We start from the raw sequence: 24,899 nt of genomic DNA, 5'->3' as shown, positions 1-24,899 counted from the left end.
TTCGTCTCCGTTACACCTTTTCCACGTTGACCAGGAACGCCTTGAACTCCGGCGTTTGCGTATTGGCGTCGCCGACGAACGGCGTCAGCGTGTTGGCGATAAAGCCTTTCTTCGCCACCCCTTCGTAACCCCAGTGAATAGGGATGCCGATGGTGTCGACTTCCTGGCCGTGCACCTGCAGCGTGCGAATACGCTTGGTCACCACCGCCTTGGCCTTGATGTAGCCACGGTTGGAGCTGACTTTCACGGTGTCGCCCTGCTTGATGCCTTTCTTTTCCGCCAGCTTTTCGCCGATTTCCACGAACTGTTCCGGCTGGGCGATGGCGTTCAGCCGCGCGTGCTTGGTCCAGTAGTGGAAGTGCTCGGTCAGACGATAGGTGGTGCCGACGTAAGGGAACTTGTCGGATTTGCCCATCGCCGCCAGATCGTCCTTGAACACGCGCGCCGCCGGGTTGGACACCACGTTCGGGTGCAGCGGGTTGGTGCCGAGCGGCGTTTCGAACGGCTCATAGTGTTCAGGGAACGGCCCTTCCGCCATCTTGTCGGTGGCGAACAGGCGGCCCATGCCTTCCGGCTGCATGATGAACGGCCCGACGTCGCTGCCCGGCGCGGCGGTGCTGTAGTCCGGGATATCGGCCCCGACCCACTTGGCGCCGTCCCACTCCAGCAGTTGGCGTTTCGGATCCCACGGTTTGCCCTGCGGATCCGCCGAGGCGCGGTTGTACAGAATGCGGCGGTTGAGCGGCCATGCCCAGGCCCAGCCCAGCGTGTTGCCGAGGCCGGACGGATCGGCGTTGTCGCGCCGCGCCATCTGGTTGCCGGCCGGCGTCCAGCTGCCGGCGAAGATCCAGCAACCGCTGGCGGTGGTGCCGTCGTCGCGCAATTGCGCGAACGAGCTGAGCAGTTCGCCTTTTTTCACCAGCACTTTGCCGTCGGCATCCAGCAGATCCGCCAGCGCCTTGCCGTTGTTCTCCTGCGCCACCTCTTCCGGCGCCGGGTTGTCCGGCGTCAGGTAGTCCCAGGTCATGTTCAGCACCTGCTCAGGCACCGCGCCGCCGTCGCGCGCATACATCTCGCGCAGGCGGCTGAAGATGCCCGCCAGGATCTCGCCGTCGTTCAGCGCTTCGCCCGGGGCGTCCGCGCCTTTCCAGTGCCACTGCAGCCAGCGGCCGGAGTTGACGATCGAGCCGTTCTCTTCGGCGAAGCAGGTGGACGGCAGGCGGAACACTTCGGTCTGGATCTGCGACGGATCCACTTCGTTGAACTCGCCGTGGTTCTGCCAGAAGTTGGAGGTCTCGGTGTTCAACGGATCGATGGTCACCAGGAACTTCAGCTTGGACAGTGAAGCCACCACCTTGTTTTTGTTCGGGAACGACGCCACCGGGTTAAAGCCCTGGCAGAAGTAGCCGTTGACCTTGCCCTGCGCCATCATCTCGAAGTACTGCAGCACGTCGTAGCCTTTGTCCCACTTCGGCAACCAGTCAAAGCCCCAGCTGTTGTCCTTCTGCGCCTTGTCGCCGTAGAAGGTCTTCATCATGCTGACGAAGAATTTCGGGTAGTTGCCCCAGTAGTTCACCTGGCCCGGCAGCAGCGCCTTCGGCGTGTTGGCCTTCAGGTAGGTCTCGAGATCGGTCTGTTTCTCCGACGGCAGCGTCAGGTAGCCCGGCAGGCTCTGCGACAGCAGGCCGAGATCGGTCAGCCCCTGGATGTTGGAGTGGCCGCGCAGCGCGTTGACGCCGCCGCCCGCCATGCCCATGTTGCCGAGCAGCAGCTGGATCATCGCCATGGTGCGGATGTTCTGCGCGCCGACCGAGTGCTGAGTCCAGCCCAGGGCGTACAGGAACGACGCGGTTTTATCCGCCACGCAGGTTTCGGCGATGTATTCGCACACCTTGAGGAAATCGTCCTTCGGCGTGCCGCAGATGTTGCTCACCACGTCAGGCGTGTAGCGGCTCACGTGCTGCTTCAGCAGGTTCCACACGCAGCGCGGATCCTGCAGCGTGACGTCGCGCTTGGCGAAGCCGTTCTCGTCGAACTGGTAGTTCCAGGTGGTTTTGTCGTACTTGCGGTTTTCCGCATCGTAGCCGCTGAACAAGCCGTCTTCGAAGGCAAAGTCTTCCCGCACCAGCAGGCTGGCGTTGGTGTAGGCCTCGACGTATTCGCGGTTGAACTTGTTGTTGGTCATCAGATACAGCAACACGCCCGACAGGAAAGCGATGTCGGTCCCGGAGCGGATCGGCGTGTAGAAGTCCGCCACCGATGCGGTTCGGGTAAAGCGCGGATCGATCACGATCAGCTTGGCATTGTTGTGTATTTTGGCTTCCATCGCCCAGCGGAACCCCACCGGATGCGCTTCCGCCGCATTACCGCCCATGACGATAATCAAATTCGCGTTCTTGATATCAACCCAGTGGTTGGTCATCGCACCGCGACCAAATGTTGGAGCAAGACTTGCTACCGTTGGTCCGTGTCAGACACGCGCCTGGTTGTCTACGGCAAGCATGCCGAGAGCGCGACTAAATTTTTGCGACAGAAAACCGGTTTCGTTGCTGGCGGCCGAAGCGCACAGCATGCCGGTGGTCAGCCAGCGGTTGACGGTAACGCCCTGGTCGTTGGTTTTGATGAAGTTGGCGTCACGGTCTTCTTTCACCAGCTTGGCGATGCGGGTAAAGGCGTCGTCCCAGCTGATGCGCTGCCATTTGTCCGACCCTGGCGCCCGGTATTCCGGGTACTTGAGGCGGCTTTCGCTGTGGATGAAGTCAACCAGGCCGGCGCCTTTCGGGCAAAGCGCGCCGCGGTTTACCGGGTGATCCGGATCCCCTTCGATATGGAAAATGCTTTCTTTGGCGTTTCTGGCGCCATCACCAAGGCTGTACATCAACAGCCCACAGCCGACGGAACAATACGTACAGGTATTACGGGTCTCGCGGGCGCGCAGCAGTTTGTACTGCCGGGTTTCCGCCAACGCCACTTCGGGGGCAAAGCCCAGCGCGGCCACCGTCGTTCCTGCCATACCGCCAGCGCAGATCTTAAAGAACTGCCTTCTGCTGACCTGCATGGGGGTCTCCTTTACTCTCGATTGTCACATTGTTCAAATGCGCCTGCCCGCTAGCGCGGCAAACGCGAATGTCACTGTTGTTATGCTTGCTACGAACGCCGGCCATATTACCACAGCGTGCTTGTGGTTGTTACACACTCGTGCTCATTCAGTGAACGCATTGGCACATTTCGATACATTTCGGCGTTGGCGCTCCCTACAGTATAGAGAGTAACCAACGCGCCGGGGCGGCGGTTCGACGCGGCCCCCCAGCGCCCTCTTCTATCAGCATGTTAACGCAACAATTTGTTCATTAACCACACAGTTCACAGGGCATTGATAATCATTTTCAATATCATTTAATTAACTATAATGATCCGACTGCTTACGCGGTGCTCGCCCTTTGCGCCGCCCATACACCACTGGAGATGATGATTATGAGTTATTCACTGCCATCCCTGCCGTACGCTTACGACGCACTGGAACCGCATTTCGACAAGCAGACGATGGAAATCCATCACACCAAACACCACCAGACCTACGTCAACAACGCCAACACCGTGCTGGAAGCCTACCCTGAGCTGGCCAAATACAGCGTTGAAGAGCTGATCCAGGATCTGGATAAAGTGCCTGCCGACAAACGCACCTTCATGCGCAACAACGCCGGCGGCCACGCCAACCACAGCTTCTTCTGGAAAAACCTGAAAACCGGCACCACGCTGGGCGGCGATCTGAAAGCGGCCATCGAGCGCGATTTCGGCAGCGTTGAGAAATTCCAGGAAGAGTTCGAGAAAGCCGCAGCCACCCGCTTCGGTTCCGGTTGGGCCTGGCTGGTGCTGAAAGACGGCAAGCTGGCCGTAGTGTCTACCGCCAACCAGGACAGCCCGCTGATGGGCGAAGCCGTCGCCGGCGCTTCCGGTTTCCCAATCATCGGTCTGGACGTGTGGGAACACGCTTACTACCTGAAATATCAGAACAAACGCCCTGACTACATCAAGGCGTTCTGGAACGTGGTCAACTGGGATGAAGCCGCCGCGCGCTTCGCCGCGAAGAAGTAATTCGCCCCCGTTGATGAAGATGCCCGCCGCCGGCGGGTATTTTTTTGCCTGAAATCCGCTAAAGTTTGACCACTTCCTGCCGATGGTTTGTTCAATTGACGTTCGCCCGGAGAAGGAAAAACGCTATGGCGGCATTGCAAGCATTGGCAGGAAAGTTCACTCATCTCACCGTAGGTAAAAAGCTCGGCCTCGGCTTCGCGCTGTTGCTGCTGTTGGCGGTCGTCATCGCCGGCACCGGAGCGCAATATCTGCACATCATCGAATCCCGCGCCGATCGCATCGACTTCAGCAACCGGCTGAACGAGGAGATCAACCAGGCCAAATACAACCGCGCCATGTACGGCCAGACCTACCAGCCGGAGTATCTGCAGAACAACCGCGCCAATATTGAAAACGCCGTCAAACTGATAGATCAGGGACAGGCGCTGGACTGGGACGCCCAAAGTCGCAAGGATCTGCAGCGTCTGGTGACGCTGATCGGGGAATATCAGCAGCAGCAAAAGGTCTTTGAGCAGGCGGTCTCGGCGAAAGACGCCGTGCGCCAGAGCTGGAACATGTCGGAAGTGCAAGCCAGCCTGAGCCAGGTGGAGCGCCAGCTGACCAACGGCGATCTGCAGCTGGCCTTCATCCAACTGAACCAGAAGCTGACCCAGGTGCGCTACGGCGCGCGCGGCCTGCTGCTGAGCCTGAACAAGGAAACCGAAGCGCCGCTGATGGCGGCCATCGACGACGCGCGCGACGCGGCCAACGCCCTGAGCCGCCGGGTCAGCGACGCGCAGCGCCCGCAGTTGCAACCGCTGCTGGCCGCCCTGGACGATTACAAAAACCGCATCGCGGCCTACCTACCGGCTTATGAACACGAACAGCAAATCAGCCGGCAGCTCGGCGAACGCGCGCAAGCGATCGGCACGTTGGTAAACGCCTTTATGCAGGACGAGCTGGTGCAGACGCGCAACAACATCAACCTGGCGCAGCTGCAGATGGGCGTCACCACCCTGATCGCCATCATCGCCGGGGTGCTAATCGCCTGGCGCATCACGCTGCAGATCACCCGTCCGCTGCACAGCACGCTGGCGATGGCGGAACGCATCGCCAACGGCGACCTGCGTCAGGCGCAGACCAGCACCCGCCGCGACGAGCTGGGGCAGCTGCTGAACGCGGTGGCGGCCATGAGCCAAAACCTGCGCACCATGATTGAGAAGATCCAGATGGGGGTCAGCCAGGTCTCCACTGCCTCGGCGGAAATCGCCGCCGGCAACACCGATCTCTCTTCCCGCACCGAGCAGCAGGCGGCGGCGGTCGAGGAAACCGCCGCCAGCATGGAGCAGCTGACCGCCACGGTGAAGCAGAACGCCGACAACGCCCATCACGCCAATCAGCTGGCCACCGACGCCTCGCAGACCGCGCAGCAGGGCGGCAAGCTGGTGGAAAACGTGGTCAGCACCATGCGCGATATTTCCAGCAGTTCGCAGCGTATCGCCGAAATTACTACCCTAATCAACGGCATTGCCTTCCAGACCAACATCCTGGCGCTCAACGCCGCAGTGGAAGCGGCGCGCGCCGGCGAACAGGGCCGCGGCTTCTCGGTGGTCGCCAGCGAAGTACGCAGCTTGGCGAGCCGCAGCGCCCAGGCGGCGAAGGAGATCGAAGGGCTGATCGCCGAATCGGTCAGCCGGGTGAAAACCGGCACCGAACTGGTGGAAAGCACCGGCAATACCATGGAGCAGATCGTCCGCTCGGTCACCCACGTGCGCGACATCATGGCCGAGATCGCCGCCGCCTCCGATGAACAGACGCGCGGCATCGCCCAGATTGGCCAGGCGATCGTCGAAATGGACCATACCACTCAGCAGAACGCCGCGCTGGTGGAAGAGTCCGCCGCCGCCGCCGATTCGCTGGAAGAGCAGGCCGACATGCTGTTGCAGAGCGTTTCGGTGTTCCGTTTGGCGGAGCAGACCGAACCCGCCGCCGTGAAAGCCGCCGCGCCGAAAACGCCGGCCGTCAAACCCGCAGCCGCCAACGCCGCAGCGGAAGAGAACTGGACCACCTTCTGACGCCCCGCCGCCCGCCTGATTATTTCGGGCGGGTTGTTATGTCCCCCCGGCACAACTCAGGCTATGCTGAGCCCTCGACGCGAGACACGGAGGCGCACATGCATCACCCAGACGTTTACATCGGCAGCATCCAACCCTATGAGGGCGGGCGCCCCAGCGCCATCGCCAAACGCCAGGTGGATGGCGCCATCCGGCTCACGCCGCTCGGCCTGGAAGGCGACGAACAGGCCGAAAAAAGCTATCACGGCGGGCCGGACCGCGCACTGTGCCACTACCCGCGCGAGCATTACCTCCACTGGCGCGAGCAGTTTCCGGCGCAGGCCGAGCAATTTTGCGCCCCGGCCTTCGGCGAGAATCTCTCCACCGAAGGGCTGACCGAACACAATGTGTTTATGGGCGACATCTTCCGCTGGGGCGAGGCGCTGATCCAGGTCACCCAGCCGCGCTCGCCGTGCTTCAAGCTCAATTATCACTTCGCGATCGAGGACATTTCGGTGCTGATGCAGCAAAGCGGCCGCTGCGGCTGGCTGTATCGGGTGGTGTCGCCGGGCGCGGTCAGCGGCGACCGTCCGCTGGAGCTGGCGGCGCGCAGCAGCGACGTGACGGTCGCCGAAGCTATCGCCATCGCCTGGCATATGCCGTTCGACGCGGAACAGTACCGCCGCCTGCTGGCGGTGGCCGGCCTCTCCGCCAGCTGGAGCAAGACCATGCTCACGCGGCTCGCCGAAGGGCGCCTCGAGGACTTCAATCGCCGCCTGCTCGGCCGTTGAACGCGTGGGCGGAAAAATGAAAAACGTGCGCCGGATGCCGCGTTAACCCTTTTCTTCCGCCTATACTGTAGCCGCACGTTTTTTCAGCCAGGAGCCAGGTTATGACCACCCCGACCCATTCGATTCATCACGCCGCCGCCGAGGGCTATCAGGCCAATGCCGATCGCTATGTGAAAGGCCGGCCGGATTACCCGCCGGAAATCGCCGACTGGCTGCGTGACGTCATCGGCCTGCACGCCGGCATGACGGTCATCGATCTCGGCGCCGGCACCGGCAAATTCACCCCGCGCCTGCTGGAAACCGGCGCGCAAGTGATCGCCGTCGAACCGGTGCCGCAAATGCTGGAAAAACTGTCGGCGGCGCTGCCGCAGGTGAAAACGCTGGCGGGCACCGCCGAGGCGATCCCGCTGCCGGACGAGTCGGTGGATGCCGTGGTGTGCGCCCAGTCCTTCCATTGGTTCGCCACGCCGCAGGCGCTGGCGGAAATCCAGCGCATTCTCAAGCCCGGCGGCAAACTCGGCCTGGTGTGGAACATGCGCGATGCGCGCGTCGGTTGGGTGCGTAAACTGAATCAGATCGTCGATAGCCACGAAGGCGATGCGCCGCGTTTCTATACCGGCGAATGGCGCAAGTTCTTCCCGTTCAAAGGCTTTGAACCGCTGCAGGAGCAGGTCTTTATGCTCGGCCACCGGGGCGCGGTGGAGGACGTGATCTACAACCGGGTGCGCTCAACCAGCTTTATCGCCGCGCTGCCGCCGCAGCAACAGGAGCAGGTTATCGATCGGTTGCGCCAGCTGGTGGCGGAAGAAGAGGAGTTGCGGGGTCAGGACACGGTCACCGTGCCCTATCAGACCAAGGCGTATTTCACCACCAAGGTCTGACGCCCGGGGTTCAGAACGCTTTCTTGGCGTAGCCGGTGACCGCTTTCAGGCCCATCTCGCGGCCCAGCGCGGTCATCGGGTGCACCACGATCAGCCCGCGCGCGCTTTTCTTCAGCGCGCCCATATCGGCCTGTTCTTTCTTGGTGATTTCACGGCTGAACGGCAGCTTGCTCAGCTTCTGCGCTTCGGCGCTCAGCTTCTCGCCGCGCACGTTTTTCAGGCGCTCGATCTCCGTCGCCAGTTTCTCTTTCTCTTTGGTGTGCTGCGCGATCAACTCAGGGTTGCCCTGTTGGATCACGGTGGCGTCTTTGTGGTTCAAGGCATCCAGCAGGTCGCTCAGGCGCTTGATCTCTGCCTTTTCTTTCTCTTTCATGGTCTCTGGCCCGTTGTGCCCAAAATGGCACGCTAATCAATGATACCGGCATTGTAGCAAAAGGCGCGCGCCGTTACCCGTCCTGCGCAATGCCGGGCGGCAAGCCGCTCATCTCGCAGGCTTTGGCGCCCAGCCGGGCCAGCGCCTGGGTGTAGCGCGCGTTGAACGGGTAGCAGCAGGAGAGACGCAGCGCGTTGCGGTAACGCCCGCTGGGCGAATACAGGGTGCCCGGCGTCAAACAGATCTGCTCCTCCAGCAGCTGATGGAACAGCGCCACGCTGTCCACGCCAGGGGGGAACTCGACCCAAAATACGAAGCCGCCCGCCGGCTGCGTGGCCAGCGTGCCGCGCGGGAAATGCCGGGCGATCAGCGCCCGCGCCTCGTCGACCTGCGCCGCATAGCGCTTGCGCAGGTTGCGCAAATGGTGATCGTAGCCGCCGCTCTCCAGGAAGGTCGCCAGCGTTTCCGACAATAGCTGCGACTCGGACATCGACGACACCGCCTTCAGCTTGCGCAACGCCTCGTGGAAGCGGCCGCCGCAGATCCAGCCGACGCGAAAATCCGGCGCCAGCGTTTTGGTAAAGCTGGAGCAAAACAGCACCCAGCCGTCGCGATCGAACGCCTTCACCGCCGGCGACAGCGCGCCGCCGAACTGGATCTCGGCATACAGCCCGTCTTCAATCAATGGCACCTGATGATCGTTCATCAGCCGCGCCAGCCGCTTTTTCGCCGCCAGCGGCATGGTGCAGCCCAGCGGGTTTTGTACCGTCGGCATGGCGATCACCGCATTCAGCCGCTTCTCGTTCAACAGCAGCTCCAGCGCGTCCAACGACAGCCCCAGCTGCGGATCGGTAGGGATTTCCAACGCTTTCAGCCCCAGGCTGGCCAGCAGCGGCAGCAGATAAAAGTAGGTCGGCGACTCCAGCCCGACGCAGTCCCCCGGTTGGGTGGTGACGCGCAGCGCCAGCTGCAGCGCCTCCATGCAGCCATGGGTCAGCACCACGTCGCCCGGCTCCAGCAGCATGCCCAGCGTCATCGAACGGCGGGCGATCTGCTGGCGCAGCCGCAGGCTGCCGGGCGGCAACGGATACTGCCCGATCAGATCCGGCTGGCGGCGCAGCTGAGAGGACAGCATGCGCCCCAACTTGCCGCCGGGATAAAAGTCGCTGGTCTGCGGGCAAGCCAACGCAATATTGGTGAAGGCCGGGTTTTGCTGGGCGGCAAACACGGTGTCGATCAGCGCCAGCACGTCGTCCGCCGGCGGTTCGATGCGCCCGCTGGGCGCCGAGGCCATCTTCAGCGCCGGCAGCGTGCTGCGGACATAAAACCCCGACTGCGGTCGCGCCTCGATCAGTCCGCGATCCTCCAGCGTGCGGTAAGCCGACACCACGGTATTGATGCTGACGCGATGGGTTTGCGCACAGCGCCGCACCGAAGGCAAGCGGTCGCCGGGCCGCAGCGTGCCGCGGCGAATGGCCTCGGCCAGCGTATCCGCCAGCTGCAGGTAACGGGTATCCGGGGTTTCATCGAGCAGGGTCACAGTTTCTCTCCAGGCAATGGGTACAGTTTACATTTTGCACAACTGTAACCATGACAATAGCCGATTTGTGGTTCTGTCACCATCCCATTGCAGCGATTATGCTGATCCTCTCGTTATCACCGTCATTTTCAAGGAACCTGCCATGCTGGACTCCGCCTTTGTCAGCTACGTCACCGTCATGTCGATTACCCCCGGCCCCAACAATCTGCTGCTGGCCTCGTCGGGCGTCAACTTCGGCCTGCGCCGCACCCTGCCGATGCTGTTCGGCATCGGCGCCGGCTGCGCGGTGCAGCTGGCGATCATTATCCCGCTGCTGGCGCTGGCGCTGAGCTGGGCCGGCGTCATTCGCTTCCCGCTGGCGGTGATCGGCTGCGCCTACCTGCTGTGGCTGTCATGGAAATTGTTCAAGGCAGCCTCGCCGGACGCCAAAGAGCAGGCGAGGCCAATGAGTTTCCTCAACGGCGCGCTGTTTCAGGCGGTCAACCCCAAGGCCTGGCTGATGGTGATCAACGTGGCGATCCTGTTCACCCCGCGCGAAGGCGCCACCTTCGTCCATACGTTGAGCGTCATCGCAGGTTTCGTCGTGCTAAATTTACCCTGTGTACTGCTGTGGGCGGTGCTGGGCGACCGGTTGCGCAACGCGCTCCAGGTCGCCTGGAAGCTGCGGGTGTTCAACGGCGCGATGTCCGGGCTGATGGCCGCCACCGCGCTGTGGTTGCTGTTCGACGAGTGGCGCGCGGCCTTTGCTTAGCCGCGGCCGAGAGGAGAGAGCCGGGAGGGTTGTTTGGCGCCGATGCCGGCGATCAGGTCGGTAATGGACAACACCATGGTGGAGCGCACCATCTGCTGATAGCGCTGGCGCTGCATGGCGATCAGCGCTTCATCCGCCTCGCCCGGCTGCAGGAAAGTCGGCACCGGCGGCAGCGCGGCCACGCAATGCAGCTCGCCGAACGGCCCGAGAATTTCGTCGTCGACGAAGCGGTATTCCGATCCGTCGTGGTTCAGCTCTTCGCGCATCGCCATCAGCAGTTCGGCGTCTTCATATTCGTGGCGGGAAATCACCCCCAGGCCGTACATCAGCTTCAGGCGCACCGACAGCTCCCCCAGCGGGCCGCTGCCGGACAATAGCGGTTCGACGGCATATTTCACCGCATAGTCGTCCTTGCGGAATACCTGCACCACCAGCACGTTGAGCGCTTCCGCCAGCAGCTCTACCGCCGCGATCAGGAAGCTGCGCACCGTTTTGCCCGCGTTCAGCTTTTCCAGAACCTGGTTTTCAAATGCCTGTGCTTCTTCCATCGTCGCTTTTCGAAAGGCGTGGGGAGGGCCGTCGATGCCGAACTCGGGTTCCAGGAGCGCAGCAAGCTGCGCTCGGGTGTTCATCATCACGATTCTACTTGTGCATGGCGTTATACACAGCAACGGCCTCTTCTACAACCTCGCTTTCCGCCGGCAGGCCGGAAATTTGCGCCAGCGCGGCTTTCGGCCCGAGCGTGTTCAGCAATTCCGCCAACTCCAGCGCCTGCGGATCCTGTTCGCTGCGGTAACTCATGGCGGCGGCGATGCCCTGGATCAGGTTGGCATGCGGTAGGCCGTATTCCAGCGTGCCCAGCAGCGGTTTGATCAGGCGATCGCCGGCGCTCAGCTTGCGCAGCGGCTGGCGCCCCACGCGCTCGACGTCATCGTGCAGATACGGGTTTTCGAAGCGGCCGAGAATTTTGTTGATGTAGGCGGCGTGCTTGTCGGCGTCGAAGCCGTAACGCTTGATCAGCACCGCGCCGCTCTCTTCCATCGCCCCTTTCACCACGCGGCGGATCGCCGGGTCGAGAATGGCGTCGCGAATGGTTTGCAGCCCGGCCCGTTGGCCGAGGTAGGCGGTGATCGCGTGGCCGGTGTTGAGGGTGAACAGCTTGCGCTCGACGAAGGCCATCAGGTTATCGGTCAGCTCCATGCCGGCGATCGCCGGAGGCTGGCCTTTAAACTGCGTCTGATCGACGATCCATTCGCTGAAGGTTTCCACCGTCACTTCCAGCGGATCGCTGCTGTCCGCCGGCGGCACGATGCGGTCGACCGCCGAATCGACGAAGCCGACGTGCTGCTCAACCCATGCCTGCTCGTCCTGCGGCAGCGCGGCGAACACGTGCTGCTTCAGCTGGCTGGTGCCGCGTACCATGTTCTCGCAGGCGATGATGTTCAGCGGCTGCACATTGCCCTGCTGATGGCGCAACACCAGCCCTTTGGCGATCGTGCCGGCGATTTTGGCGAGAATTTGCGGGCCCACGGCGGTGGTCACCAGATCCGCCTCGGCGATCAGCGCTACCGCGGCTTCGCTGCCGCTGTTGACGGCGCTAACGTTGTTGACGCTCTCTACGCGCTCTTGCTCGCCCACCACGTGCACCTGGTAGCTTTTACGGCTGTTCAGCAGATCCAGCACCGTTTGATTGACGTCGGCGAAGGTCAGCTCAACCCCGGCGTCCGCCAGCAGCTTGCCGATAAAACCGCGGCCGATGTTCCCTGCGCCAAAATGTAATGCTTTCATAACTCTACCTTCTTAATGTCGAAGGGTGCAGCACGCTGCACCCTTTAAAATGATTCTGTTATCCGGCTTTTTTGCCGCCGAGCAGGTCCAGCACTTCCTGGACACTGGTGGTATTCGCCAGCCGCTCGATCACGCTCTCGTCATCCAGCGCGTTGGTCAGGCTGGTGATCACCTGGATATGCTCGTTGTTGCGCGCGGCGATGCCGATCACCAGACGGGCCACTTCATCCTCTTCATCGCCGAAGCGCACGCCCTGCGGGTATTGGCAGAACACCACGCCGGTACGCAGCACCCGGTCTTTGGCCTCGATGGTGCCGTGCGGCACGGCGATCGACTCGCCCAGGTAGGTGGACGTGAGCTTTTCTCGCTCCAGCATCGCCGGCACGTATTCCGGCTCAACGTAGCCGCCCTTCACCAGCTGCTCACCGGCGAAGCGGATCGCCTGCTCTTTGTCGCTGGCCTGCAGGTTGAGGAACACGTTGCTCTCGCTTAGCTTGAACAGCCCCGGTTCGCCGGCCTCTGCAGCCACGTGCGCGCCGCTCTGCGGGGCCGCTGCGGCAGCGGTGTTCACCGCCAGCAAACGCTCGACCAGATCGCCATACAGCTTGCTGTCGAGGAAGTTGGTCAGCGAAATATGCTGGGCCTGCGGCGCATGGCGCATCGCGCGCTCGGTCAGATCGCGGTGCGTGATCACCAGGTCCACATCGTCCGGCAAGCTGTTGATGGCGCTGTTGGTCACCGAGATATTCTTCAGCCCGGCGTCCGCCACTTTCTTGCGCAGCACCCCGGCGCCCATGGCGCTGGAGCCCATGCCCGCATCGCAGGCGACGATGATTTTGCGCACGGTGCTCAGATCGCCATCGACCGCCGCCGGCGCGGCCGCGCCGCCCTTGGACTGCGATTTCATCTCTTGCACGCGGCGGGTCGCGGCTTCCAGATCGTCATCCTCTTTCACCTTGGAGGTTTTCAACAGGAAAGCGGACACCACGAAGGAGACGGCAAAGGCTGCTAACACCGCCGCAATGTTGGCGAAGTAGGCGCCTTTCGGGGTCATTGCCAGCACCGCCAAAATCGACCCCGGGGAAGCCGGAGACACCAGGCCGCCGTTCAGCATCGTCAAAGTGAAGACGCCGGTCATGCCGCCCAGGATCACCGCCAGCAGCAGACGCGGGTTCATCAGCACGTACGGGAAGTAGATTTCGTGGATGCCGCCCAGGAAGTGAATGATCGCCGCACCGCCGGCGGATTGCTTGGCGCTGCCGCGGCCGAAGAACATGTAGGCCATCAGCACGCCCATGCCCGGGCCTGGGTTGGCTTCGATCAGGAAGAACACCGACTTGCCGGCTTCCGTCGCCTGCTGGATGCCCAGCGGCGAGAAGATGCCGTGGTTGATGGCGTTGTTCAGGAACAGGATTTTCGCCGGTTCAACGAAGATGGACGCCAATGGCAGCAGGTTGTTCGTCACCATCACGTGCACGCCCGCCGCCAGCAGCTTGGAAAGCACCTCCACCAGCGGCCCGATGCCCAGGAAGGCCAGGATCGCCAACAGCATGCCGATGATGCCGGCGGAGAAGTTGTTCACCAGCATTTCAAAGCCGCTTTTGATCTTGCCGTCCACCCAGCGGTCGAAGTGCTTGATGGCCCAGCCGCCCAGCGGACCGGCGATCATCGCGCCGAGGAACATCGGCATATCGGCGCCGACGATGACGCCCATGGTGGTGATGGCGCCGACCACACCGCCGCGATCGCCGCCCACCAGCCGCCCGCCGGTATAACCGATCAGCAGCGGCAGCAGGTAGGTGATCATCGGGCCGACCAGCTTGGCTAAGGTCTCATTCGGCAGCCAGCCGGTTGGAATGAATAGCGCGGTGATAATCCCCCAGGCGATAAAGGCGCCGATGTTGGGCATCACCATGTTGCTCAGGAAGCGGCCAAAGTTTTGCACTTTAACCTTGATGTCTGGTGAAAACATAAAACACACCCCTATTGTTACGCGCTGACAATAGAGCGCGTGATTATTGTTGTGACGATCCAGCCGTGTTGCCGCTGTATGCGAAACGGACTCTATCACGCTGTTTTTGTCACGCGAACTTCACGAATTTTTTGTGACACAAGTCACACACAGCACCCCAATAACCCCTCACTTATGGTGATAAAGATCACATTTATGGCGTGTAAAAAAAGCACAGTGAGAAAAAAACCGCCCAAAAACCGACAATAAAGTGATTCGGGTCACATTTTTAACTTGGTGGTTTGTTTTTAAATTGTGACAAATATCACAATTTATTTTTAGCTGCAGCGCCCGAACGCGACGCTCTGTTTGATCTTCCCTGTGAGCACTCATCCCGCCGGGAATTAGCGAAGTGATGAATGAAAGAAAACTACATTGCCGAATGAATGGATTAATTGAAGTGTAGTACAGAAGCCTGCGTAATAAACCAGCAAGCTATTGGAAACGCTGAGGGGAAATAAAACAGGCCGGCAATGCCGGCCTGTAGATCGTCGTAGGCGCGTTATTGCGTCACGCTTTGAATGGCTTTCTGCGCATTCACCAGGTTCTGCTGTTTGGCCACCAGATTCGACATCATGGTGTTGTACTGCGCCACCTGCTGCGCGGTGCGGAACTGCACGCCGTTGTTGTTGAAGCTGACCTGATTGCCCTGGCTCTGCAGGAAATCGCCAACCTGCACCAGATCCTGCACAAAGCTGGCGGTGGTCGGGATCGCCGGCATCAGGGCGTTGGCCGGCGCGGTGACGATTTTGTCATAGGCCTGGTTATACACCGCCTTCAGATCGTCGGGCTGTTTCAGCGCCGTGCGGGCGGTATCCGCCTGCGACTTGGCGGACTGTATCTGCTGGCCCAGCAGGTTCAACGCCCCGACCGATTGCTGCAGCGCATCGCGTTTGTTCAGATAGTCCTGTGCGGTGCGGATCTGGTTAATCTGATCCAGCGCTGGCGTCAGGCTGGCGCCGACCGACTTGGACAGCTGCTGTGAAAAGCCGACCAAAATCGCGTAATCGCCGGCATAGTTGCCGAACTTCTGCTTCTGGTCTTCGCTCAGCGTGGGGATGTTCGCCCCGCTGCGCATCACGGTATTCTGTAAGTAATCGATAAATGCTTTGCGCTGTTCCGGCTCTTTATCGCCGCAGGCGGTCAATTGCATGACCACCAACAATGCCAATACCGGTGCCAACCAACGCGCGAAACCTCTGCTCTGGATCCCTACCGCCATGTGACATAACTCCTGTTATAAACCTGCTTTTTCATTGGACTCCGCCCCTTTTTCCGCACTCCGTGTGCCTATAAGAATAGATCAACTGGCGGCGTTCCGATACGCGATTCCGTTTGCGGTGAACATTGTCTCGGCCGGAGGCGGTTGAACATCGTGCGCAAAACGCACTGAGGTTCATTGCCGTCGGCGACCGGACGCTTCAATTTCCCCAAGTCGCCCCCCAAGTCGCCCCCAAGTCGCCCCCAAGTCGCCCCCAAGTCGCCCCCCAAGTCGCCAGGCGACCTTGCCTTCGCACCCAGGAAACGGAAATAAAAAAGGCGCCCGCAGGCGCCTTTTCACAGCACAGAGCCGTTTACTGCAGTACGGAGATATCCGCCACCTGCAGGAACAGTTCACGCAGTTTGCTCAGCAGCGTCAGACGATTCACGCGCACTTCCGCATCGTCCGCCATTACCATCACGTTGTCGAAGAACGCATCCACCGGCTCACGCAGCGCAGCCAGTTCCACCAGCGCTTCCTGGTAGTTGCCCGCCGCGAAGTACGGCTGCAGCTTGTCGCGCAGCACCACCAGGTGGGTCGCCAACTGGATCTCCGCCGCGTCCTTCAGCACCGAGGCGCGTACGCTGTCGTTCAGCGTTTCGGTAGATTTGGCCAGGATATTGGAGACGCGTTTGTTGGCCGCAGCCAACGCCGCCGCTTCGTCCAGCGTGCGGAAGTGGGATACCGCCTTGACGCGTGCGTCAAAGTCGGCTGGCTTGGTCGGACGGCGCGCCAGCACCGCCTGAATGGTATCGACCGCGTGGCCTTCTTCCTGATACCAGGCGCGGAAGCGGCCCAGCATGAATTCCACCACCTCATCGACCACTTTGGCGTTGGTCAGCTTGCTGCCGTACAGGCGCACGGCCTCTTCGGTCAGGGTCTGCAGATCCAGCGGCAGGTTTTTCTCGACGATGATGCGCAGCACGCCCAGCGCGGCGCGGCGCAGCGCGAACGGGTCTTTATCGCCTTTCGGATGCTGCCCGATGCCGAAAATGCCGGCCAGGGTGTCCATCTTGTCGGCGATCGCCAGGGAACAGGCCACCAGCGACTGCGGCAGCGCATCGCCGGCGTAGCGCGGCTGATACTGTTCGTTCAGCGCAACGGCGACGTCTTCCGCCTCACCGTCGTGGCGCGCGTAGTGCATGCCCATCACGCCCTGGGTGTCGGTGAATTCGAACACCATGTTGGTCATCAGGTCGCACTTCGACAGCAGGCCCGCGCGGGTGGCGTGGTTGACGTCGGCGCCGATCTGGCCGGCAACCCAGCCCGCCAGCGCCTGAATGCGATCGGTCTTGTCGCGCAGGGTGCCCAGCTGCTGTTGGAACAGCACGGTTTCCAGGCGCGGCAGGTTGTCTTCCAGACGTTTCTTGCGATCGGTGTTGAAGAAGAACTCGGCGTCAGCCAGGCGCGGACGCACCACTTTCTCGTTACCGGAAATGATCTGCTGCGGGTCTTTCGACTCGATATTGGCCACAAAGATAAAGTTCGGCAGCAGTTTGCCCGCGGCGTCATACACCGGGAAATACTTCTGATCGCCCTTCATGGTGTACACCAGCGCTTCCGCCGGCACCGCCAGGAATTTCTCTTCGAATTTGGCGGTCAGCACCACCGGCCATTCCACCAGCGAGGCCACTTCTTCCAGCAGGCTGTCGCTCAGATCGGCTTTGCCGCCAATCTTCTGCGCCGCCAGTTCGGCGTCGCGTTTGATGAGGGCTTTACGCGCTTCGTAGTCGGCGACCACTTTGCCGCGCTCCAGCAGGATCTGCGGGTATTGGTCGGCGTTATCGAGGGTGAACTCGGCTTCGCCCATGAAGCGGTGGCCACGCACGGTGCGCGCAGATTCGATGCCCAGCACGGTGCCCGGGATCAGATCGGCGCCCAGCAGCATCGTAACGGTGTGCACCGGACGCACGAACTGCACGTCGGAGTCGCCCCAACGCATCAGTTTCGGGATCGGCAGTTTAGCCAGCGCGGTGCTGACCATGCCGGCCAGCAGTTGTTGCGCCGACTGGCCTTTGACGTGGGCGCGGTACATCAACCACTCGCCCTTGTCAGTCACCAGGCGTTCAGCCTGATCGACGGTGATGCCGCAGCCGCGCGCCCAGCCTTCGGCCGCTTTGCTCGGTTTGCCTTCGGCGTCGAACGCCTGGGCGATCGCCGGGCCGCGTTTTTCAATTTCGCGATCGGCCTGCGCCGCGCTCAGGTTGGCCACTTTCAGCGCCAGGCGGCGCGGTGCGGCGAACCAGCTCACTTCACCGTGTTCCAGGCCGGCGTTGTCCAGCTCGGCGGTGAAGTTGGCGGCGAAAGATTCCGCCAGGGAACGAAGAGCCTTCGGCGGCAGCTCTTCCGTGCCGATTTCCACCAGGAAAGTCTGTTGAGTCATGGCTGCCTCTTAGTTCTCGTTCTTCTTGTTGCACATCGGGAAGCCCAGCGCTTCGCGGGAAGCGTAGTAGGCTTCGGCAACGGCTTTGGTCAGCGTGCGGATGCGCAGAATGTAGCGTTGGCGCTCGGTGACCGAAATCGCCTTGCGCGCGTCCAGCAGGTTGAAGGTATGACCCGCCTTCAGGATGCGTTCGTAGGCCGGCAGCGGCAGCGGTTTTTCCAGCGCCAGCAGCGATTGAGCTTCTTTCTCGTACTGCTCGAAGCAGGAGAACAGGAAGTCGACGTCGGCGTATTCGAAGTTGTAGGTGGACTGCTCCACTTCATTCTGATGGAACACGTCGCCGTAGGTGGTGACGCCCAGCGGGCCGTTGCTCCACACCAGATCGTACACGCTGTCCACGCCCTGGATGTACATCGCCAGACGCTCCAGACCGTAGGTGATCTCGCCGGTCACCGGCTTGCACTCCAGGCCGCCGACCTGCTGGAAGTAAGTGAACTGCGTCACTTCCATGCCGTTCAGCCACACTTCCCAACCCAGGCCCCAGGCGCCGAGCGTCGGGTTTTCCCAGTTATCTTCCACGAAGCGAATGTCGTGGATGGTCGGATCCAGACCCAGCTCTTTCAACGAGCCCAGGTAGAGTTCCTGAATGTTGTCCGGCGATGGCTTAATCACCACCTGGAACTGGTAGTAGTGCTGCAGACGGTTCGGGTTTTCGCCGTAGCGGCCGTCGGTCGGGCGGCGAGATGGCTGCACATAGGCGGCGGCCATCGGCTCCGGCCCCAGTGCGCGCAGGCACGTCATCGGGTGTGAGGTTCCCGCGCCGACTTCCATGTCCAATGGTTGAACGATGGTGCAGCCCTGGCGCGCCCAATAATCCTGCAGTGTCAGGATCAGGCCCTGGAAGGTCTTGGTATCAAACTTTTGCATGTTGAATTCGCACGCGATACAAGTGGATTTAGATGGAATGAGCCAGTATACCCGTTGACCGTAAGATATACAGCCAGAATCCGGTAACAAGTGCGAATCGGGGCGAGAAACGCTGGATTTTCGCGCGCGGTGCGCGCAGGACAGGGCACCGGTTAGCCGGCTAATTTCACCGGCGACGAACGGGGCGAAAATACGGCCCGCCAAAAACATTAGAATAACTTAACAAAAAACGAGACTAATCGTTGCTTAAATCGTCACTTATTCGCCCGCAGCTCCTGTTCTCACCAACCCTATTTACGCAGATTGAAATGCACACATGCTTATATTTGCCACAGGGAAAAGTTACGCCAATGTTATTTTTGTTAATTTTATCAACTAAAAAACTCGCCTCACCGGCAGATAATGTGACTAACCGCCAAATTATTTCTTATATCGTGAAAAATAAGGAGAGATCACGCGATGGGCCGCTGCAGCGACTCGAGGAGAAACAAGCGGATATGTAATACGCCAACAATGAGCCACATAAACCCATTGACAGTTAATCTTTGGTTATACAATAATAATTAAAATTTTCCCTGGTGTTGGCCAAGTGGCTACCTGATCCTTTCATAGGATCAGTTTTTTTTTGTATTTCCGTCAGCATCATGACGGCCCGCATAATTAATTCCCGCCCGCTTCCTCTTAATTAGTTTCCCTTATAAGAACGTATCGCTTACGCAATGCCATTTAGCGCGCCTTTGGCAAACGCGCTCTGCAGGCACCCCATTCAAAAACGCGCGCTGACGCCGACGTTATACATAAACTGCTCGCCGCTGCTCAGCCCGCCGGTTTGCGAGACGGTGGCGAAGGCCGATACCCTGTCCGTCAACGGCATGTTGGCCCCGAGCGTGACATCCACCCAGTTTTTGTCCTGGCCCGCACTGTCGCGAGTAAATGAGGTTTGCGTCGATTTCAGGCCGCCGCCGGCGCGGTAAACGTCGTCGCCGAACTGGTGCTGATAACTCACTTCCGCATAAGGGTTAAACACGCCGAATTGCGTATCCAGCCGCCAACCCAACGCACCGATCTGCGAGTGGTAGGTTTGATCGTTGAAGCGCATGGCGGTGCTGTCATCGCCGTCTTCGCTGTAACCGGAAACGCGGCTGTAATCCCAGGCGAACTGCGCCACCGGCCCGGTGGTCAGGTAAGAAGCGATCGGGAAGTCATAGCCGGCGGTCACGCGCGCCCCCCACTGCCTGCCGGTGGTCGAACCGGTTTCGGTGCGCGTCAGCGGCCCCAGCCGCATGCTGCGGCGGATGTCGTCATAATCCATCGTCGCATAGTGCAGATCGGCGTTGACCCAGCCGTGCTCGAATATCGCCAGTGAACTGAAAGCCGAGAGCAGCAGCCCGCGCGCCTTGTAATCAAAGCGGCTGGAAGGATGCTGATCGTCGTTGGAACCGGCGATCAACGCGCCGATCAACCAGCTGTCGGTCAGCTGATAGTCCACGCCGACGGTCAGGTTGTGGGTGGTGGCGTTGCCGTCCCCCGCGGCCCGGTTATCGGCATAGTCGTAGTGCTGGCCAGCGTAACCGCCGAACACGCCCAGCGAACCCTGCGGATTGTCGCCGTTGCGCAGCTGCTGGAAACGGCTGTCGAGCGTGGCGCGGCTGTCGCGCGCCATCGCCGCCGTCGCCTGATTCAGCGCCACCACCTGCGCCGGGCCATCCAATACCGCCTGGATATAATCCGCAATCAGCAGGTGCGCCTGTGGGCTGGGGTGGAAATGGTCGGAGAACAGATAGGACTGGCCGGCGTCGAAGCCGGGCATGTCGGAACGGCAAATCGCCGAAGAAACGCCTGGCGGGCAAGCCATGCCGGCGGTGTTGGCGAAGCCGAACTGCGCCGGATTGGCGATCGCTTCGGCGAACAGCTTGTTGACGTCCACCCGCACGATATTGCCGCTCCCCTGCGCCAGCAAACGGTCTTCGCTTTGATTATAGAAATCGGTCAGCTGAGCGGCCTGCGCGCTCAGGCCGTCATACGCCGCGATAAGCTGCGCGGCGATCGCCTGCTGCACCTGAGGAATGGCGCTGCCCTGCTTCGCCGCAGCGGCCAACGCTGCGTGGATCGCCTGCGTGCGTGAAGCGTTGTCCGGCGTCGCCACCGAATTAAGCGTGGCATAGGCCGCCTGGATCGCCGCCCCCTGCACCGGTGACAGCGCCTGTTGAATGATCAATTCCATCAGCTGCGGCGTGGAGCCGATGTTCGGCACCGTCGGCACGATCACCGTGCCGGCGCCGGCGTTCAGCAACGAATGCACCTGCGCGGCCGCCGCGGCGGCGCTGTTATAGGCCACGCCGGGCGCAGTAGCGGCATTCAGCGCCGCCGCCGCCAGATCGTTGCCGCCGATCCAATGAATATACAAACCGTCGCCGTCGGCCTGGCCATTGACCCGGCTCAGGTAACGCTGCACCTGCTCCTGGGTGTTGTCGGCCGGGTTCAGGCCCGGCACCGCCACGGCGCCGCCGGCGGCGTAGTTCTCACCGCCGTTGTCCGAAGCCACCAGCGCCGCCCCGATGCGCTGCGCCAACGCCTCGTCGTACAGCAGGTGCTGGCTGCCGTCATAGGTGAACCGGCCGTTGTTGCCGGTATCGCTCAGGCTGTCGCCAAAGACGTAGAGTTGATCGTACGCCTGAGCCGGAAGGGTCACACTGTAAAGTAACGCCACTGCAAGCGCCGCCGGGCGGGGCATGCACGTTATTTTTAGAGGCATGAATCGACTCCTGAGAGCCTGCAAATGAAGGCCATGTCGTTTTTATCGTTGGTCAGTTTTCCACCGGCCATGTAGTAACTATTGTCGGCTTTTTCGTCACGTCAAGCGGGCTGATGACAAAACAATCAGAGACTTGCCAAGTTCGGCGCTTCGAGCGATGATTACTGTTCATAAACACAGCATAAGGACATTCAGGATGGCAGACGAACGTTGCGGTTGGGTGACGGCCGATCCGTTGTATCTCGAGTATCACGACAAGGAATGGGGCGCGCCCACCACCGACGCGCGCGAGCTGTTTGAAATGTTGTGCCTCGAGGGGCAGCAAGCCGGCCTTTCCTGGATCACCGTCCTGAAAAAGCGCGAGAACTACCGCCGCGCTTTCCACGGTTTCGATCCGCAGCGGGTCGCCGCCATGACCGAACAAGACGTGGAAAACCTGCTGCAGGACAGCGGCATCATCCGCCATCGCGGCAAGATAGAAGCCATCATCACCAACGCCAAGGCCTATCTGGCGATGGAGGCGGCCGGGGAGAATTTCGTTACCTTCATTTGGGACTTCGTCGGCGGCCAGCCGCAGCTCAACCGCTGGCAAGCGCTGAACCAGGTGCCGGCCAAAACCGAGCAGTCCGACGCCATGTCCAAGGCGCTGAAAAAGCGCGGCTTCAAGTTTATCGGCTCCACCATCTGTTACGCCTTCATGCAGGCCAGCGGGCTGGTGAACGATCATCTCACGGGGTGCATGTGTTACCCAAAGCCACGGTGATCCGCCCCTGTGGCCCGGAGGATATCGAACGGCTGATGGCGCTGTGGCTGCCCAGCACCATCGCCGCCCATCCGTTCGTGGCGGAAAAATACTGGCGTGAGAGCGCCGCGCTGGTGCGGGAAAACTACCTGCCGCGCGCGCAAAGCTGGGCCTGCTGGCACGAAGGCGAGATCGTCGGCTTTATCAGCGTGCTGGACGAGCAGTTCATCGGCGCGCTGTTTGTCGATCGGGCGTTTCACGGCCGCGGCGTCGCCCAGGCGCTGATGACGCATGTGCAGCAGCGCTACCGCCGACTCAGTCTGGAGGCGTACCAACAGAACCTGCGCGCCTGTGCGTTCTACCACAAGCACGGCTTCCAGATAACGCAGCGCCTGTTCAATGATGAAACCCAGGCCTATACGCTGATCATGAACTGGCCGGCAGTCGAAAACTCAACCGGTTACGCTTAAAAAAGGCGCATCCGCACCCCGGATGCGCACAATTAGGAATCCGCTGCATGGCGCCGCCCGGCGTTTTGCCGCATAACTCCCCCAGCACTTACCCGCGCTCATCATTTGTCACGTTTTTTTCCGGAACTGCCGGCGAAACCGCGCGTCATAGGTAGCGCGGCGATGCTGGCTTCCTGCGTCACCCACTTTTTTGCGTCCCCGTTTTGGGCCGGCGCGTACAGATTCTGATGCCATTAAGGACAAGAACATGAAAAAACGCATTGCAATTATTGCCGGCGCCGTGAGCCTTACGCTCGCGCTGTCGGCCTGTACCACCAACCCTTACACCGGTGAATCCGAAGCCGGCAAATCCGGCATCGGCGCAGGCCTCGGCGCCGCACTGGGCGCCGGCGTCGGCGTGCTGTCCTCTTCCAAGAAAGATCGCGGCAAGGGTGCGCTGATCGGCGCAGCGGCCGGCGCAGCCCTCGGCGGCGGCGCAGGCTATTACATGGACGTGCAGGAAGCCAAGCTGCGCGACAAGATGAAAGGCACCGGCGTCAGCGTCACCCGTCAGGGCGACAACATCGTGCTGAACATGCCGAACAACGTGACCTTCGACAGCAGCAGCGCCACGCTGAAACCGGCGGGCGCCAACACCCTGACCGGCGTCGCCATGGTGCTGAAAGAGTATCCGAAAACCGCGGTCAACGTGGTCGGCTACACCGACAGCACCGGTTCCCGCTCGCTCAACATGAACCTGTCGCAGCAGCGCGCCGACGGCGTAGCCAGCGCGCTGATCACCCAGGGCGTGGCGGCGAACCGTATCCGCACCACCGGCGCCGGCCCGGACAACCCGATCGCCTCCAACAGCACCGCGGAAGGCAAGGCGCAAAACCGCCGCGTCGAGATCACGCTCAGCCCGCTGCAGTAATCCCGTGCGGGGCGCCACCTGCGCCCCGCCGCCCCCCCTGCGATTTTCTCCTTACCCTTCAACATTCCCGCCCGCACATCGGGTATGGTAGTCTCCTTGGCAATTAACCGCAGGAGGGATCGGCTGTGAGCACTGTCAAGGCAACGCGCGCATCGGGACGCGCCACCATCAGCGATGTGGCCAGCATCGCCAAAACCGGCAAGACCAGCGTGTCGCGCTATCTGAATGGTGAACAACACCTGCTTTCCGACGATCTCAAACAGCGCATCGAACAGGCGATCCAGCAGCTCGACTACCGGCCAAGCCAGATGGCGCGCAGCCTGAAGGGCGGCCAGACCCGCCTGATCGGCCTGATCCTCGCCGATATCACCAACCCCTACTCGGTGGACGTGATGCGCGGCATCGAGGCCGCCTGCCGCCAGCACGGCTTTACCCTGCTGGTGTGTAACACCAACAACGAAGTCAATCAGGAGCAGCACTACCTGCAGCTGCTCAGCAGTTACCGGGTGGAAGGCATTGTGGTCAACGCGGTCGGCATGCGCGAGGAAGCGTTATCCACGCTGCAACAGTCGATGCTGCCGATGGTGTTGATCGACCGCAAAATCCCCGACTTCGCCTGCGACGTGGTGGGCCTGAACAACCGCGAAGCCGCCACCGTCGCTACCGAACACCTGTTGCAACAAGGTTTCGAAGCGATCCTGTTCCTCAGCGAGCCGCTCGGTACGGTCAATACCCGCCTGGAACGCCTGCACGCCTTCAGGCATACCATGGCGCAGCACCCCGCGCTGTTGGCGGAGCAGGCCGAAACGCCACTCAACGATCGGCAGAAACTGGAGCAGGTGCTGAGCGATTTCAGCGGCCGCCACCGCGGCATGCGCAAGGCGGTGATCTCCGCCAACGGCGCCCTGACGCTGCAGGTGGCGCGCGCCATGCGTCGGCTCGGCATCCAGTGGGGCAACGACATCGGCCTGCTGGGCTTTGACGAACTGGAGTGGGCGGAACTGGCGGGCGTCGGCATCACCACGCTGAAACAGCCCACCTACCAAATGGGGCACGCGGCGCTGGAGCGGCTGGTGCAGCGCATTCAGGGCCTCGCCGCCCCCAGCGGCGAGCAGATGTTCTCCGGCGAGCTGATCGTCCGCGGCTCCACCACCCGCTAACCCGCCTTTTCCGGGGCGTTGACCGCCC

19 protein-coding genes are annotated in these 24,899 nt (G+C 61.3%); 9 read left to right on the top strand and 10 right to left on the bottom strand.

Annotated features, from left to right (window positions below):
* Nucleotides 1–10: 10 nt before the first annotated feature.
* Nucleotides 11–3,058 (bottom strand): formate dehydrogenase-N subunit alpha, encoded by a 3,048-nt coding sequence (gene fdnG / locus JL05_RS01065; protein ID WP_139182607.1) that lies wholly within the window; start codon nt 3,056–3,058, stop codon nt 11–13.
* Nucleotides 3,059–3,474: 416 nt separating this feature from the next.
* Here fdnG and sodA point away from each other — a divergent pair, with 416 nt between their 5' ends.
* The 4 genes from sodA to JL05_RS01040 all read left to right on the top strand — a co-directional run bounded on the left by sodA (nt 3,475) and on the right by JL05_RS01040 (nt 7,800).
* The gene (sodA, locus tag JL05_RS01055) at nt 3,475–4,095 is read left to right on the top strand and encodes a superoxide dismutase [Mn] (RefSeq protein WP_004934003.1); all 621 of its coding nucleotides are present in this window, start codon (nt 3,475–3,477) and stop codon (nt 4,093–4,095) included.
* Between the two features lie 125 nt (nt 4,096–4,220).
* On the top strand, nt 4,221–6,149 hold the full coding sequence (locus tag JL05_RS01050) for a methyl-accepting chemotaxis protein (protein ID WP_033631410.1): 1,929 nt from the start codon (nt 4,221–4,223) through the stop codon (nt 6,147–6,149).
* A 98-nt stretch (nt 6,150–6,247) separates the two neighbouring features.
* The gene (gene yiiM / locus JL05_RS01045) at nt 6,248–6,919 is read left to right on the top strand and encodes a 6-hydroxyaminopurine reductase (RefSeq protein WP_033631409.1); all 672 of its coding nucleotides are present in this window, start codon (nt 6,248–6,250) and stop codon (nt 6,917–6,919) included.
* Between the two features lie 101 nt (nt 6,920–7,020).
* Entirely contained in the window at nt 7,021–7,800 is a 780-nt protein-coding gene (locus JL05_RS01040) for a class I SAM-dependent methyltransferase (RefSeq protein ID WP_033631408.1), read from the top strand.
* 10 nt (nt 7,801–7,810) lie between these two features.
* Here JL05_RS01040 and JL05_RS01035 read toward each other — a convergent pair whose 3' ends face one another.
* Both JL05_RS01035 and JL05_RS01030 read right to left on the bottom strand, forming a co-directional pair.
* Nucleotides 7,811–8,173, bottom strand: a complete 363-nt coding sequence (locus JL05_RS01035; protein WP_004933989.1) for a YibL family ribosome-associated protein — start codon at nt 8,171–8,173, stop codon at nt 7,811–7,813.
* Between the two features lie 73 nt (nt 8,174–8,246).
* Nucleotides 8,247–9,713, bottom strand: coding sequence for an aminotransferase-like domain-containing protein (locus tag JL05_RS01030; RefSeq protein ID WP_004933986.1), 1,467 nt, complete (start codon nt 9,711–9,713; stop codon nt 8,247–8,249).
* 142 nt (nt 9,714–9,855) lie between these two features.
* On the opposite strand from JL05_RS01030, the gene JL05_RS01025 reads away from it, so the two are divergent.
* Nucleotides 9,856–10,464 carry a LysE family translocator gene (locus tag JL05_RS01025; RefSeq protein ID WP_033631407.1) on the top strand — a complete coding sequence of 203 codons (609 nt, stop codon included), beginning with the start codon at nt 9,856–9,858 and terminating at the stop codon, nt 10,462–10,464.
* Here the strand turns inward: JL05_RS01025 and JL05_RS01020 are convergent.
* The 7 genes from JL05_RS01020 to JL05_RS00990 form a co-directional block, all read right to left on the bottom strand.
* Nucleotides 10,461–11,012, bottom strand: a complete 552-nt coding sequence (locus tag JL05_RS01020) for an MltR family transcriptional regulator (RefSeq protein WP_016929575.1) — start codon at nt 11,010–11,012, stop codon at nt 10,461–10,463. The two genes, JL05_RS01025 and JL05_RS01020, sit on opposite strands and share 4 nt — an antisense overlap.
* A 94-nt stretch (nt 11,013–11,106) precedes the next feature.
* Nucleotides 11,107–12,252, bottom strand: coding sequence for a mannitol-1-phosphate 5-dehydrogenase (locus tag JL05_RS01015; protein ID WP_021504154.1), 1,146 nt, complete (start codon nt 12,250–12,252; stop codon nt 11,107–11,109).
* 58 nt (nt 12,253–12,310) lie between these two features.
* The gene (locus JL05_RS01010) at nt 12,311–14,224 is read right to left on the bottom strand and encodes a PTS mannitol transporter subunit IICBA (protein WP_033631406.1); all 1,914 of its coding nucleotides are present in this window, start codon (nt 14,222–14,224) and stop codon (nt 12,311–12,313) included.
* 541 nt (nt 14,225–14,765) lie between these two features.
* On the bottom strand, nt 14,766–15,485 hold the full coding sequence (locus JL05_RS01005; RefSeq protein ID WP_015376162.1) for a DUF3053 domain-containing protein: 720 nt from the start codon (nt 15,483–15,485) through the stop codon (nt 14,766–14,768).
* A gap of 352 nt (nt 15,486–15,837) precedes the next feature.
* On the bottom strand, nt 15,838–17,907 hold the full coding sequence (gene glyS, locus JL05_RS01000) for a glycine--tRNA ligase subunit beta (protein WP_004933969.1): 2,070 nt from the start codon (nt 17,905–17,907) through the stop codon (nt 15,838–15,840).
* Nucleotides 17,908–17,916: 9 nt separating this feature from the next.
* A complete protein-coding gene (gene glyQ / locus JL05_RS00995) occupies nt 17,917–18,834 on the bottom strand; it encodes a glycine--tRNA ligase subunit alpha (protein ID WP_004933966.1) in 918 nt (305 codons plus the stop codon).
* Nucleotides 18,835–19,600: 766 nt separating this feature from the next.
* Nucleotides 19,601–21,589 carry an autotransporter domain-containing esterase gene (locus JL05_RS00990; RefSeq protein WP_033631405.1) on the bottom strand — a complete coding sequence of 663 codons (1,989 nt, stop codon included), beginning with the start codon at nt 21,587–21,589 and terminating at the stop codon, nt 19,601–19,603.
* Nucleotides 21,590–21,785: 196 nt separating this feature from the next.
* On the opposite strand from JL05_RS00990, the gene JL05_RS00985 reads away from it, so the two are divergent.
* The 4 genes from JL05_RS00985 to JL05_RS00970 all read left to right on the top strand — a co-directional run bounded on the left by JL05_RS00985 (nt 21,786) and on the right by JL05_RS00970 (nt 24,871).
* The gene (locus tag JL05_RS00985) at nt 21,786–22,352 is read left to right on the top strand and encodes a DNA-3-methyladenine glycosylase I (protein WP_033631404.1); all 567 of its coding nucleotides are present in this window, start codon (nt 21,786–21,788) and stop codon (nt 22,350–22,352) included.
* A complete protein-coding gene (locus JL05_RS00980; RefSeq protein ID WP_033631403.1) occupies nt 22,349–22,801 on the top strand; it encodes an N-acetyltransferase in 453 nt (150 codons plus the stop codon). Before JL05_RS00985 ends, JL05_RS00980 begins: the two co-directional genes overlap by 4 nt.
* Before the next feature lie 247 nt (nt 22,802–23,048).
* Nucleotides 23,049–23,711, top strand: a complete 663-nt coding sequence (locus tag JL05_RS00975; RefSeq protein ID WP_033631402.1) for an OmpA family lipoprotein — start codon at nt 23,049–23,051, stop codon at nt 23,709–23,711.
* Nucleotides 23,712–23,836: 125 nt separating this feature from the next.
* Nucleotides 23,837–24,871: a LacI family DNA-binding transcriptional regulator gene (locus JL05_RS00970; RefSeq protein ID WP_004933951.1), complete on the top strand. Its 1,035-nt coding sequence runs from the start codon at nt 23,837–23,839 to the stop codon at nt 24,869–24,871.
* Nucleotides 24,872–24,899: the final 28 nt, after the last annotated feature.

It is taken from the genome of Serratia nematodiphila DZ0503SBS1 (genome assembly GCF_000738675.1).
Classification (GTDB): Bacteria; Pseudomonadota; Gammaproteobacteria; order Enterobacterales; family Enterobacteriaceae; genus Serratia; species Serratia nematodiphila.
The sequence above is the reverse complement of the archived record's forward strand: the minus strand, read 5'-3'. Positions and strand labels throughout refer to the sequence as shown.